The sequence below is a fragment of the Amycolatopsis deserti genome (assembly GCF_014653945.1).
GTDB classification, from domain to species: domain Bacteria; phylum Actinomycetota; class Actinomycetes; order Mycobacteriales; family Pseudonocardiaceae; genus Amycolatopsis_E; species Amycolatopsis_E deserti.
On the sequence record NZ_BNAU01000003.1, the window covers coordinates 244,757 to 258,063 of the forward strand.

Annotated in this window: 11 protein-coding genes; 4 read left to right on the forward strand and 7 right to left on the reverse strand. The window is 70.9% G+C overall.

Going from position 1 to position 13,307, the window contains the following annotated elements; all coding sequences use genetic code 11:
* Nucleotide 1 precedes the first annotated feature (1 nt).
* Genes IE290_RS15850 through entS form a run of 3 tightly spaced genes read right to left on the reverse strand, consistent with a single transcriptional unit; the run spans nt 2 to nt 2,303 of the window.
* Nucleotides 2-208, reverse strand: a complete 207-nt coding sequence (locus tag IE290_RS15850; RefSeq protein ID WP_191245338.1) for an MbtH family protein — start codon at nt 206-208, stop codon at nt 2-4.
* Between the two features lie 53 nt (nt 209-261).
* A complete protein-coding gene (locus tag IE290_RS15855) occupies nt 262-1,065 on the reverse strand; it encodes an alpha/beta fold hydrolase (RefSeq protein WP_191245339.1) in 804 nt (267 codons plus the stop codon).
* Entirely contained in the window at nt 1,038-2,303 is a 1,266-nt protein-coding gene (gene entS, locus IE290_RS15860) for an enterobactin transporter EntS (protein ID WP_229874522.1), read from the reverse strand. The genes IE290_RS15855 and entS overlap by 28 nt, the downstream gene beginning before the upstream one ends.
* 64 nt (nt 2,304-2,367) lie before the next feature.
* Between entS and IE290_RS15865 the strand changes: the two genes are divergently transcribed.
* The 3 genes from IE290_RS15865 (at nt 2,368) to IE290_RS15875 (ending at nt 6,722) form a co-directional block, all read left to right on the forward strand.
* Nucleotides 2,368-3,963 carry a (2,3-dihydroxybenzoyl)adenylate synthase gene (locus IE290_RS15865; RefSeq protein ID WP_191245341.1) on the forward strand — a complete coding sequence of 532 codons (1,596 nt, stop codon included), beginning with the start codon at nt 2,368-2,370 and terminating at the stop codon, nt 3,961-3,963.
* A gap of 262 nt (nt 3,964-4,225) precedes the next feature.
* Nucleotides 4,226-5,212 (forward strand): FecCD family ABC transporter permease, encoded by a 987-nt coding sequence (locus IE290_RS15870; protein WP_191245342.1) that lies wholly within the window; start codon nt 4,226-4,228, stop codon nt 5,210-5,212.
* Between the two features lie 493 nt (nt 5,213-5,705).
* On the forward strand, nt 5,706-6,722 hold the full coding sequence (locus IE290_RS15875; RefSeq protein WP_191245343.1) for a FecCD family ABC transporter permease: 1,017 nt from the start codon (nt 5,706-5,708) through the stop codon (nt 6,720-6,722).
* A gap of 325 nt (nt 6,723-7,047) precedes the next feature.
* Here IE290_RS15875 and IE290_RS15880 read toward each other — a convergent pair whose 3' ends face one another.
* Both IE290_RS15880 and IE290_RS15885 read right to left on the reverse strand, forming a co-directional pair.
* The gene (locus IE290_RS15880; protein ID WP_191245344.1) at nt 7,048-8,358 is read right to left on the reverse strand and encodes a salicylate synthase; all 1,311 of its coding nucleotides are present in this window, start codon (nt 8,356-8,358) and stop codon (nt 7,048-7,050) included.
* The gene (locus IE290_RS15885; protein WP_191245345.1) at nt 8,355-9,674 is read right to left on the reverse strand and encodes a lysine N(6)-hydroxylase/L-ornithine N(5)-oxygenase family protein; all 1,320 of its coding nucleotides are present in this window, start codon (nt 9,672-9,674) and stop codon (nt 8,355-8,357) included. Before IE290_RS15885 ends, IE290_RS15880 begins: the two co-directional genes overlap by 4 nt.
* Nucleotides 9,675-9,780: 106 nt before the next feature.
* On the opposite strand from IE290_RS15885, the gene IE290_RS15890 reads away from it, so the two are divergent.
* Nucleotides 9,781-10,719, forward strand: coding sequence for a methionyl-tRNA formyltransferase (locus IE290_RS15890; protein ID WP_191245346.1), 939 nt, complete (start codon nt 9,781-9,783; stop codon nt 10,717-10,719).
* A 461-nt stretch (nt 10,720-11,180) separates the two neighbouring features.
* Here IE290_RS15890 and ligD read toward each other — a convergent pair whose 3' ends face one another.
* Both ligD and IE290_RS15900 read right to left on the reverse strand, forming a co-directional pair.
* Nucleotides 11,181-12,176 carry a non-homologous end-joining DNA ligase gene (gene ligD / locus IE290_RS15895; protein WP_191245347.1) on the reverse strand — a complete coding sequence of 332 codons (996 nt, stop codon included), beginning with the start codon at nt 12,174-12,176 and terminating at the stop codon, nt 11,181-11,183.
* Nucleotides 12,173-13,246, reverse strand: a complete 1,074-nt coding sequence (locus IE290_RS15900) for an ATP-dependent DNA ligase (protein WP_191245348.1) — start codon at nt 13,244-13,246, stop codon at nt 12,173-12,175. The genes ligD and IE290_RS15900 overlap by 4 nt, the downstream gene beginning before the upstream one ends.
* Nucleotides 13,247-13,307 lie beyond the last annotated feature (61 nt).

The window sequence follows — 13,307 nt, forward strand, 5'->3', positions numbered from 1 at the left end:
CTCAGGACTCGCTCTCGACCAGGCTGCGCGGCCGCATGTCGGTCCAGTTGGCCTCGATGTGGTCCAGGCACGCCTGGCGGCTGTCCTCTCCGAACACGATCCGCCAGCCCGCCGGCACCTCCGCGAAGGTGGGCCACAGCGAGTACTGGCCCTCGTCGTTGACCAGCGCGTAGAAGCGCCCGTTGTCGTCGTCGAAGGGGTTAGTCACGCCGAGCCTCCAGTGCCGTCAGGTCAACTGAGGCTTACCTTAGTAAGGCCAGGCTAAGAGTGTCCAGCGGCGAAAAAGGTGACAAGGGCGTCGTTGACCGCGTCCGGGCGCTCCAGATATCCGTAGTGCCCGGCGTCGGCGATCTCCAGGTAACGCGCGGACGGGATGGCGTCGGCGACCTCGCGCGCGAGGTAGGCGGGCAGGCGAAGATCGTCGGCGAACCCGATGACCAGGCAGGGGATGTCGATCGCGCGGTAGGCGTCCAGGCGGCTCTCCCGGATGTCCAGGTCGAGCTGGGCGCGCACGCCGGGCGTCCAGAGGGTGGGTGACATCTCGAAGATGTCCAGCCAGTCCGCGATCGCCGCGTCGTCGTTCAGCGTGCGGGGTGAGAGATTCTGCACTGCCCGGGTCACGGCCTCGTACTTCGCGGGCAGCGCGATCTCGCTGTCCCGCAACTCCTTCTCCGCCGCGCTCATCGCCGCCCGCATCGCGTCCGGGCGGCCGCGCGTGGCCATCAGCACGGCCTGACTGACCAGTTCCGGACGCGCGAGCATCAGCTCGGTGACCACCTGCGCGCCCATCGACGTGCCGACCAGGCGGCACGGCCCGAGTCCGAGGTGCTCGATCAGGCCCGCGGTGTCGGCGACCAGGTCGTCGATGGTGAAACCCGGTTCGGCGGGCGAAATCCCGCGGTTGTCGAAGGTGATCGCGCGGTAGCCGGCGTCGACGAGCGCGGGCACCTGGTGCAGGTGCCACACCCGGCCGTTGGCCGCGGTGCCCATCACGAGCACCACCGGATCGCCGGAGCCGAGGTCGTCGTAGTTGATCTTCATCCCGTTGACGTCGGCGAGTGGCATGGTTCTCCTTGCAGGCTGGCCCGGCGCAGTCCGGGCATGGTCACCGCGACCAGGCAGACACCGAGCACACACACGATCCCGCCGGCCACGATCCCGCCGGCCGGGCCGAGCAGCCGCGCGGCCAGGCCCGCTTCGGCGTTGCCCACGGCCGGGCCGGTCGTGGCCTGCGCGAGCCACAGGCTGCTGACCCGGCCCTGCAGGTGGTCGGGCGTGTGGTGCTGCAGCAGCGCGCGGCGCAGGATTTCCGACGTGGTGTCCCCGATCCCGGCGATGGCCAGGAACAGCAGCGCCAGCCACAGCTCGCCGGACAGGCCGAACGCGGTGATCGCCAGTCCCCACAACAACACCGACGCGATCAGTGCGCGGCCGCTGTGCCGGAACCGCCCGGTCCAGCCGCTGACCAGCGCACCGAGGAACGCGCCGACCGCGGGTGCGGTGTAGAGCAGGCCGACCGCGGACGGGCCGCCGCCGAAGACTTCCATGCCCATCTGCGGAAACAGCGCGTAGGGCATCGCGAAGAGCATGGCCCACAGGTCGATCAGCAGCAGTCCGCGCACGACCGCGTTGTGCCGCAGGAACCGGAAGCCCTCGGCGATCGCGTGGAACGGGTGCTGGTGGTCCTCGTCCGGCCGGCCCGCGCGCAGCTCGGGCAGCCGCCACATCAACGCGACCGCGGCGACGTAGCCCAGGGCGTCGATCGCGAAGCACGCGGCGACCCCGGGCCCGGCCGCGATCACCCCGGCGATCGTCGGGCCGACCATCGCGCCGAACTGGCTGGTCACCGTGATCAGGGCACCGGCCGCGGTCAGGTGCTCCGGCTTGACCAGCGCGGGGATCGCGGCCATCAGCGCCGAGCCGCCGAGACCGTTGATCGCGCCGGCGAGCATCGCGGCCACGTAGACGAACCACAACATCGGGTGCGGGATCGCGGCGTTGGCCGCCAGCCCGCCGAGCACGAGCGCGACGATCGCGCGCGTGGTGAGGATGAGGCGACGGCGGTCGACCCGGTCGGCCATCACCCCGCCGGCCAGCAGCCCGCCCAGCAACGCGATGCCGAACACCAGGCTGACCAGTCCGACCTGGACCGACGACCCGGTGACCTGGTAGACGTGCAGGTTGATCGCGACGTTCGTGAGCGCCGTGGTCAGCACGGTGAGTGTCTGCGCGGCGAACACGAGCCGGTACGCGGATGCGCTGCGTAGCGGCGTGACGTCGATGACCATTTCCCCGAGCCGCACGAGCACCTTCCCTTCGTAACGTCGGCTAGCCTAACCTAAGTTCGCGCGATCGAGGGAGCTGACGATGTTGCACGGCTGTGTGCCCTGGCCCGAGGAACTGGCGGCGAAGTACCGCGCCGAAGGCTATTGGACCGGACAGCCACTCGACGTCCTGCTGACCGAGGGCGCGGCCGCGCATCCGGACCGCGTCGCGCTGGTGGCCGCGGACGGTGCGCGGTGGACCTACGCCGAGCTCGACACGTGGGCCTCGCGCCTGGCGGCCGGGCTGGTGGCGGCCGGGTTGCGGCCGGGCGAGCGCGTCGTGGTGCAGCTGCCGAACGTGCCGGAGTTCGTGGCTCTGTTCTTCGCTTTCCTGCGGGCCGGGGTGCTGCCGGTGCTGGCGCTGCCCGCGCACCGCGAGAGCGAGATCGTGCCGCTGTGCGAGCTGAGCGAAGCGGTCGCGTACGTGGTCGCGGACAGCGACGACGCCGGGTACGACTACCGCGAGCTGGCGCGGACGGTGCAGAAGGCGGCGCCGTCGGTGCGGCAGGTGTTCGTGGTGGGTGAGCCGGCGGAGTTCCAGGCGCTGCCGTCCGCTTCGCCGATCTCGTTGCCTGCGCCGGATCCTGCTGACGTGGCGTTGTTCCTGCTGTCCGGCGGCACCACGGGCACGCCGAAGCTGATCCCGCGGACGCACCAGGACTATCTGTACAACGCGCGGGCGAGCGCTTCGGTGTCCGGGTTTTCCGCCGACACGCGGTATCTGGTGGCGTTGCCGGCGGCGCACAACTTCGCGCTGGCTTCGCCGGGGTTGCTCGGCGCGCTGGCCGCCGGTGGCACGGTGGTGCTGGCGCCGGATCCCAGCGCGGACACGGCGTTCGAGCTGATCGAGCGCGAGCGGGTCACGGTGTCCGCGGTGGTGCCGCCGGTCGCGCTGTTGTGGATGGACGCGGCCGAGTTCATGGACGAGGACCTGTCGAGCCTGCGGTTGCTCCAAGTGGGTGGCGCGAAGTTCAACGCGGAGCCCGCGTCCCGGGTGCGCGCGACGCTCGGGTGCGATCTGCAGCAGGTGTTCGGGATGGCCGAGGGGCTGCTGAATTTCACCCGGCTGGACGATCCGGACGAGCTGAAGATCACCACGCAGGGCCGTCCACTGTGCCCAGCGGACGAGGTGCTGGTGGTCGACGAGGAGGGCGACCCGGTGGCGCCCGGCGAGAGCGGCGAGCTGCTGACGCGCGGGCCGTACACGCTGCGGGGTTACTACCGGGCGGAGCAGCACAACGCGCGGTCGTTCACGCCGGACGGGTTCTACCGAAGTGGTGATGTCGTGCGGGTGTTGCCGTCCGGGCACCTGGTTGTCGAGGGGCGGATCAAGGACCAGATCAACCGCGGTGGCGAGAAGATCCCGGCGGAGGAGCTGGAGAACCACCTGCTGGCGCACCCGGCCGTGCACGACGCGGCGGTGGTCGGGATGCCGGACGAGGTGATGGGCGAGCGGACGTGCGCGTTCCTGGTGGTGCGCGGCGAGGCGCCGACGCTGCGCGAGGTGACGGCGTTCCTGCGGGAGCGCGGCGTGGCGGCGTACAAGCTGCCCGACCGGTTGGAGGTGCTGGACCGCTTCCCGCTGACGAAGGTCGGGAAGGTGTCGAAGGTCGCGCTGGCCAAGCGGATCGCGGGGTGAGCGCAGGCGATCGGGCTGCCCGCGTCGGCACCGGTCGCGCGGCGCGCCCGGTGAGCGCTGGCGACCGGCCTGCCCGCGCCGGCGCCGGTTCCCGCGGCCACCCGCAGGCGGCGCGCCGGGTGAGCGCTGGCGACCGGCCTGCCCGCGCCGGCCACCGACGCCCGTTGAGCACCGGCAGCCCCCACCCCACCGCACCTGGAGAACACCCGTGAACACCGGTGGACCTACCCACGCCATCCCTGTCCAGGCCCGGGGGCCCCGTGTGCCGGCGTCGTCGCGGCTAGCCGGGCTGGTCGTCGCACTCGCGGTGCTCGTGGCGGTGGCGTTGCTGAGCATCGCGGTCGGCGCGCGGTCCATTCCACTCGGGACGGTCGTCGACGCGCTGTTCCACCGGGACGGTTCGGACGCGTCCTATGTGGTCTGGTCGATCCGGGTGCCGCGGACGTTGATCGGCATCGCGGTGGGTGCGTCGCTCGGTGTGGCCGGTGCGCTCATGCAGGCACTGACGCGCAACCCGCTGGCCGACCCCGGGCTGTTGGGGATCAACGCCGGCGCGGCGACGGCGGCCGCGCTGTCGGTCGGGGTGCTCGGCGTGACGGATCTGCGGGCGTTCGTGTGGTTCGCCTTCCTGGGTGCGGCCGTCGCGGGTTTCGTGTTGTACGTGATCGCCGGCCGCGGTGGCGCGTCACCGGTGCGGCTGGCGCTGGCCGGGACCGCGGTGTCGGCCGCGCTGACCGGCTTGACCCAGGCGATGACCCTGCTCGACACGCAGACGCTGGACCAGATGCGGTTCTGGACGGTGGGTTCGTTGGAGCGCGCGGACGGCGGCACCCTGGTGCGGGTGCTGCCGTTCCTGGTGGCCGGCCTGGTGCTCGCGCTGTTCCTCGCGCGCCCGCTGAACGCGCTCGCCCTGGGCGACGACGCCGGCAAGTCGCTGGGCGCGCACCTCGGCTGGACTCGCGGGCTGACCCTGCTGGCCGTCACACTGCTGTCCGGCGCCGCGACGGCCGCCGTGGGGCCGTTGGTGTTCGTCGGCCTGGCGGTGCCGCACATGGTGCGGGTGCTGACGGGCCCCGACCAGCGGTGGGTGGTTCCGTACTGCGCCATGCTGGCCCCAGGGCTGCTACTGCTGGCCGACGTGCTGGGCCGGGTGATCGCCCGCGAGGAGATCGACGTCGGGGTGGTGACCGCCCTGCTCGGGGCACCGCTGTTCATCGCACTGGTCCGGCGCACGAAGGCGGCGCGGTGATGACCGGCCCAACCGTACGCGCCCGACTGGCCCACCCACTCACCCCGGGCCACGCGACTGGCCCAACCACACCCGCACGACTGGCCCACCCACGCACCCCGCGCCACGCGACTGGCCCAACCGCACCCGCGCCACTGGCCCACCCACGCACCGCTCCTTGCGTGAGTGGCCCAACCGCACCTCCGCGACTTGCCCACCCACGCATCCCGCGCCGCACCAACGGCCCAACCGCGCCCCCATCACCGGCCCACCCACGCACCCCGCGCCGCACCAACGATCCGACCGTTCCCATACGACTGGCCCACCCACACACCACCAGGCGCACCAACCGCCCAACCGCGTCCGCACGACTGGCCCACTCACGAACCACCCGCCGCACGAGTGGCCCAACCGCACCCGCGCGACTGGCCCACCCACACACCCCACCCCGCACGAACGGCCCAACCACGCCCCCACCACCCGCCCACTCGCACCACCACGAAGTGGCCCTCTCATGACCCAGCTCCTCACCAAGGCCCGCACGGCACCCCGCGGCGCGAACCGGCGGTCGTTCCTCGTCTGCGCCGCCCTCGCGGTCGTGGTCGTCGTCTTCGGGGTGCTCGCTCTGGGCACCGGGTCGATCGCCGTCGCGCCGCTCGACGTCATCCGCACCCTGCTCGGCAACGGCAGCCGCATCACGAACTTCGCCGTGCTCGACCTCCGGCTGCCCCGCGTGCTCATCGCACTGGCCGTCGGGGCCGCGCTCGGCATGAGCGGCGCCGTCTTCCAGAGCCTGTCGCGCAACCCGCTCGGCAGCCCGGACATCATCGGCTTCAACTACGGCGCCACCACCGGCGGCCTGCTGATCATCCTGCTCTTCGGCGGCGGCACCCTGGCCGTCTCCGGCGGCGCGCTCGCCGGCGGGCTCGTCACCGCGCTCGCCGTCTACCTGCTCGCCTGGCAACGCGGCGTCCGCGGCTCCCGCCTGGTGCTGGTCGGCATCGGCGTCAGCGCGATCCTGCAGGCCGTCAACTTCTACCTGATCGTCAACGCCCAGCTCGCCGACGTCGCCCGCGCCACGGTCTGGCTCACCGGCAGCCTCAACAACCTCGGCTGGACCCAGTTCTGGCCACTGGCGATCACCCTGATCGCGCTGATCCCGCTGCTACTGGCCGGCGCCCGCCGGCTGGACATGCTCGAAATGGGCGACGACGCCGCGGCCGCGCTCGGCGTCCCGGTCGAACGCAGCCGGGTCTACCTGCTGGTCGTCGGCACCGCCGCCTGCGCGATCGCGACCGCCGCCGCCGGGCCGATCGCCTTCGTCTCCCTCACCGCGCCCCAGCTGGCCAAGCGCCTGACCAGGGCCGCCGGCGCGGGCATCCTCCCGGCCGCGTGGATGGGCGCGTTGCTGGTGCTGGCCGCGGACTTCGTCGCCCAGCGCATCGCCGGCTCGTCGACGCTCCCGGTCGGCGTTGCGACCGCCGCTCTCGGTGGCGCCTACCTCGGGTGGCTCCTCTGGCGCCGCCGCTGAACGCCCACACCCTCGCGCCCCACGCCGCGCGGCCACCGGCGGAACGGTGAACCCACTGCCCGCAACAGCAAACACAGCGCCCGGGGCAAACACGACACCCGGCGAGGGAACACCCCGCCCGGGGGCGCGATCACGGGGACCGGAACAGCAAACACCGCGCCCAGGAGGGGCAAAACACCGCCCGCAACGGCAAACACAGCGGCCGGGGAAACACGAAACCCGGCGGAGGAACGCGCCGCCCCGGGGCGCAAACACGCGGCCCGCAACAGCAAACACGAAACCGGCCCCGGGCGTCACCAGCGCGCCCGGGGCCGTCGAGACCAGCTCAGGCGCGCACCACGAACGGCGCCACCGATCCCAGCTTCTCGCACGTCTCCTCGAACTCGCGCTCCGGCGTCGAGTCCGCGACGATCCCGGCGCCCGCGCGCAGCCACGCCTGCGCACCCTCCTGGTACACCGCCCGCAGCACCAGCGCCGCGTCCAGCGCGCCGTCGTGAGAAAGCGCTATCACCGCCCCGCTGTACAACCCGCGCGGGTCGTCCATCCGCGAGATCGCGTCCAGGGACTCGCGCTTGGGGATGCCGGACGCGGTCACCGCCGGGAAGACCGCCTCCAGCGCGTCCCACGCCGACCGGCCGTCCGCGAGCTCCCCGTTCACCAGCGAAGCCAGGTGCTGCACGCTGCCCCGCTCCTTGATGCCCATGAAGTCCCCGACCCGCACCGACTCCGGCACGCACACCCGCCGCATCTCCTCCTGCGCGGTCCGCACCGACACGGCGTGCTCGAACACCTCCTTGGGGTCCGACTCGAGCTCGGCCCGCGCGGCCGCGTCCGCCGCGCTGCCCCGCCCGAACGCACGCGTCCCGGCCAGTGGCTGCGTCGTGACCTGACCACTCGCGTCGACCGACACCACGATCTCGGGGCTGAACCCGGCCGCCTCGGCGCCGCCCAGCCGCAGCAGGAACGACCGGGCCGGGGTGTTGCCGCGCCGCCCCAGCTCGTAGGTCGCGACCAGGTCGGCCGGGAACGGGATCCGCACGACCCGCGACAGGATCACCTTCTGGTACTGCCCCTGCCGGATCTCCTTGACCGCCTGCGCGACCCGCTCGCGGTAACTCTCGCCGCCGGCCCGGACGTCCACTTCGGCCGCCCGCGGTTCGTCCGCCGCGAACGACGCTTCGAGGATTTCGCGCACCCGCGCCCGCTCGGCGGCGTCCACCCCGCGGACACAAACCGTGTGCCCGTCAAGCCGCACCTCGGTGCGCGGCACGATCACCCGCACCACCTCGCCCGGCGGAGTCGCGGCGCCCCGCAGCCCCAGCCCCGGCACCAGCCCGGCGAACGAGAAGTGCACACGCCCGTAGGCGTTCCAGCCCACCACGGGCAGTTCCGCCAGCGCCGACCGCATGGCCTCGCCCGGCGACCCGGTCCACGCACGATCGGTCACCTCGTCGCCGTACGAGATGCGCACTCGCTCGGCGTCGAGTGACACCGTCGCGAGCGCTCCGCCGGCGAACGTCCACACGCCGTCCCGCTCGTAGACGACGTAGTCGTCGAACCCGGCGCGCGCCAGCCTGGTCACGAGGCTCAGTGGCTCAGCCACCGACCCAAAGGTCTCGAGGTCGTACTCGGTCACGCCCACTCCTCGGCTTTCACACCACTGACCGCGTATTCGGCCGGCCAGTCGAACGACGGTTCCCGCCGGTCGAGGATCGAGCGCAGGATTTCGCCGACCCGCACCGCGGTGTTGGACAGCAGGGAGGCCGTGATGCCGTGCGAGTGCTCGGTGCCGCCCTGCAGGTACAGCCCGGCCTGGACCTCCGGGGCCACCAGCCGGTAGTCGCGCTCGACCCGCAGACGGCCCTGCTCGTCGCGGCGGCACTTCGCGGCCAGCTCGCCGAGCAGCGGCGTCGGATCGGCCGGACGGTATCCGGTCGCGTAGACGACGAGGTCCGCGTCCAGCACCGTTTTTTCCCCCGTGGTGAGGGATTCGATCGCCATGCGGACGCCGGACCCGGTCTCGTCGACGTCGATCGGGCGGCACGCGTTGAAGATCCGCAGCCGCTGCACGCCCTGCACCTTCTCGCGGTAGACGCGGCGGTACAGGTCGTCGATGAGGTCGAGGTCCACGGCCGAGTAGTTCGTGTTGCCGTGGTAGTCCATCAGCCGCCGCTTGACGTCCTCCGGCGCGGTGTAGAACGCGTCGACCGCGTCCGGGTCGAAGATCCGGTTCGCGAACGAGCTGTCGTCGGACGGGCTGTAGCCGTAGCGGGCGAACACCGAGCACACCTCGGCCCGCGGGAACTTGTCGTGCAGGAAGGCGGTGACTTCCGCGGCGCTCTGCCCGGCCCCGACGACGACGCACCGCTCGGGGTCCGTCACCTTGTCGATCCGGTGCAGCAGCTGGTGGTTGTGCCAGATCCGGTCACTGGTCGTGACGCCCTCGGGGAGGTTCGGCCGCAGCCCGGTGCCGAACACGACGTTGCGCGCGCGGAACGCCCGCCCATCGGTGGTCCGCACGTCGAACAGCGATTCCTCACCCGGGACCGGCCTGATCCCGGCGACCTCGCGGCCGTAGGAGACGAGGTCGTCGACCTTGGCCGCCGACCACTCCAGGTAGTCGTGGAACTCGATCCGCAGCGGGAAGAGGTTCTTGTGGTTGATGAAGTCGACCAGGCGGCCCTGACTGTGCAGGTAGGACAGGAAGCTGAACTCGCTGGCCGGGTTGCGCATGGTGACGAGGTCCTTGAGGAACGACACCTGCATGGTGGCGTTGTCCAGCAGCATCCCCCGGTGCCAGCCGAAGCGCGGCTGTCGCTCCAGGAAATGGGCGGTGACCGCCTCCCCGCCGCCGGCGTTGTGCTCGGTGACGGCGATCGCCAGCGCGAGATTCGAAGGGCCGAAGCCGACCCCGACCAGGTCGTAGACCGGAACTTCCTGCGGTTCTGGCATGCCCGTCCTATCCGTCGATGTACAACCGAGGCAACCCTAACCTAAGTTAGGGGAGGCTTAACTACTACATTCGGGCGTGATGTTGATCCCGGAACGAGGAGGACCGATGCGGGTCGCGATGTTCGGCTACCAGACGTGGGGGCACCGCACCTTGCGTGCACTGCTGGACGCCGGTCACGAGGTGGTGCTCGTCGTGACGCACCCGAAGAGCGACCACGCGTACGAAAAGATCTGGTCCGACTCGGTCGCGGAACTCGCGGCGGAGAACGGTGTTCCGGTGATCGAGCGCAACCGCCCCGACGATGAGGTGGCCGCGCGGCTGAAGGAGGCCGAGCCGGAGATCATCGTGGCGAACAACTGGCGCACCTGGTTGCCTCCGGAGATCTTCAACCTGCCGCCCCGGGGAACCCTCAACGTGCACGATTCGCTGTTACCGGCCTACGCCGGTTTCTCGCCGCTGATCTGGGCGCTGATCAACGGGGAGAAGGAGGTCGGCGTGACCGCGCACATGATGAACGAGGAGCTGGACGCGGGCGACATCATCCTGCAGCGGGCCGTCGAGGTCGGTCCACGGGACACGGTCACCGATCTGTTCCACCGCACCGTGGATCTGATCGCCCCGGTGGTGACGGAGGCCCTGGCGAAGCTCGAATCGGGCGACTACGAGCCGATGCCGCAGGACCGCTCGAAGGCGAGCTTCTTCCACAAGCGATCCATTGAGGACAGCCGCATCGACTGGACCTGGCCGGCCGAGGACATCGACCGCCTGGTCCGCGCCCAGTCCGACCCGTACCCGAACGCCTTCACCACCCACAAGGGACAGACGATCAGGGTCATCAAGGCGTCCGTCTCGAAGGGACGGTACGGCGGCACGCCCGGCCGAATCTTCATCCCGGAGGGGAAGGGTGTGGTGATCGTCGCCGGCGCCGACGCTCGTTTCGGGAAGAACCACGGGCTGGTCGTCGAGCGGGTTCGGCTGGAAGATGGCACGGAAATGGCGGCCACGGAGTACTTCAAGACGATGGGCGGATACCTGGGCCGCTGACAGCGGGGTTTGCACACAAGCGGAGCTGGGTGGTCATCCCGGAGCCTGCCCGTCCGGCGAGGACATCTTTTGATCTTTAAAGCCGCGCTGCCTTCGGCAGGCGAAGAGTCCGCCCTACGGGCGGGTTCCAAAGAGCGCCTACGGCGCCAAAGGTCACCTTACGACCACCCCCGCCCCCGATGCCGGATTGTGTTTCAGTCGCCGAGCAGACGTGTCAAGGCGGGAAAGAGTACCTTGACACGCCTGATCGGCGACCAAAAGCAGGCTGTGGATCGGGGGCGGGGGAGGTCTGGTTGGGGTAGTCGGTGGCGTTGCGTTGCCGGCCGCCGGTTGGTGAGGTGGGGTGCGGGTTGCTGGCGTAGTCGGTCCACTTCCGTTGCCGGCTTGCGGTTCGCGGGTGGTGGTCGCGGGTGGCTGGCGTGTTCGGTCCAACTCCGTTGCCGGCCGCCGATTCCTCCCCGCTACCCCTTCTTCGCCCGGCTTGGTGCCACCCTGGGTGGCTCGTTCGGCTGCTTCGGGTACACCGGTGGCCACGGCGCGTCCATCAAGCCCGCCGCCATGTCTCGCTCCGACATCTCCAGCAGCGCCTCAATGGACTGCGGCCGCGCGCCCATCTCCGCCCACGGATCGCCCCGTCGCGCGACCAGCTCCGGCACTGTCGACAGCGTCAGCTCCGCTGGCTCCACAGTGGACAGCTCCTCCCACGAGATCGGCGCCGAGACCTGTCCCCCGGCCCGCGGTCGCACGCACCACGCGCCGAACACCGTCTTGTGTGGTGCGTTCTGGTTGAAGTCCACGAAAACCCGCGCGCCCCGCTCCTCTTTCCACCACTGCGCGGTGATCAGCTTCGGGTGCCGCCGCTCCAGTTCGCGCGCCAGTGCCACCGCGGCGGCGCGAACGGCGTACGAATCCCACCTCGGTTCCAGCGCGACATAGATGTGCAGGCCGCGTGAGCCGGTCGTTTTGACGTACGCCACGATCCCCAGCGAGTCCAGCAGCTCCTTCGTCAGCACCGCCGCCTCGCGGACCTGCTCGAAGCTCACCCCCGGCGACGGGTCCAGGTCGATCCGCAACTCATCGGCGACATCCGCCGCCGAAGCGCGGTACGGCCACACGTGGAACCCGATGCAGCCCAGGTTCACCGCCCACAGGATGTGCGCCAGATCGGCCGCCACCAGCGCGTCCGACGTCGTCCCGTTCGGCGTCGACACGACCGTCGTCCGCACCCAGGACGGCGTCGACTTCGGGACGCGCTTCTGGAACCACGACTTGCCGCTCGCCCCGTCCGGGTAGCGCTCCAGCAGCAACGGCCGGTCCCGCAGCGTGTTCATCAGCGGCCCCTCGACCGCCTGGTAGTAGCGCACCAGATCGAGCTTCGTCTCGCCGCGTTCGGTGAAGTAGACCTTGTCCGGCGACGAAATGCTCACCTCGGTGCCCTCGATGGGCACGGCGCTCACGCTCTCACCTCGCTGAACAGGGCGGTCAGCTCCGCCGGCGGCACCTCTTCCAGCTGGTCGTACCGGCACGAATCGGGCGTCCGATCGGGCCGGAACCGCACCAGGCGCGTCGCGTGGCGGAAGCGGCCCGCCTGCAGGTGGTCGTAGCGCACCTCGGCGACCAGCTCGATCCGCACCGGCTCCCACGACAAGTCCTTGCCCGCGTTCCACCGGCTCTGCGCGCCCGGCACCCGCCTGCCGTCCATCTCGAACGACGCCCACTCCCGCCACGGGTGCTGCTCCATCGCGCCCTCCCGCAGCGGCGCCAGCTCGTCGACCAGCTCCCGGCGCCGCGCGGCGGTGAAACTGCTCGCCACACCCATGTGCTGCAGGCGCCCGTCGCCGTCGTACAGCCCGAGCAGCAGCGACCCGATCCCGTTGCCGTCCTTGTGCCAGCGGAACCCCGCGACCACGCAGTCCGCCGTGCGCTCGTGCTTGACCTTCCACATCACCCGCTTGTCCTGCTCGTACGGCAGGTCACCGGGCTTGGCCATCACCCCGTCGAACCCGGCGCCCTCGAACCGGGTGAACCAGTCCTGCGCGACGTCCGGGTCCTGCGTCATCGGGGTCAGGTGCACCCGGGCGAGTGAGTCGTCGAGCACCCCTTCGAGGACGTGCCGGCGGCGACGGAACGGCTCGCCGGTGAGGTCTCCGTGGTCCAAGGCGAGCACGTCGAAGGCGACGAAACTGGCCGGCGTCTCCTGGGCCAGCTTCCGCACGCGGGACGCGGCGGGGTGCAGGCGGAGCTGGAGGTTGTCGAAGTCGAGGCCGTCGCGGGTGACGATGACGATCTCCCCGTCGACCACGCACCGCTGGGGCAACGCGGCCTTGAGCAGGTCGACCAGCTCGGGGAAGTACCTGGTCAGCGGCCGGTCGTTGCGCGAGCCCAGCTCGACCTCGTCACCGTCGCGGAACACGACGCAGCGGAACCCGTCCCACTTCGGCTCGTAGTGCAGCCCGGGTTCGCGGGGCATCTCGTGCACGGCCTTCGCCAGCATCGGCTTGACCGGCGGCATCACGGGCAGGTCCACACCGAGAACTCTAGGCCGGAAAAATTTCTCGCGCGCCATGTCGAGCGAAGACGGCCCGCTC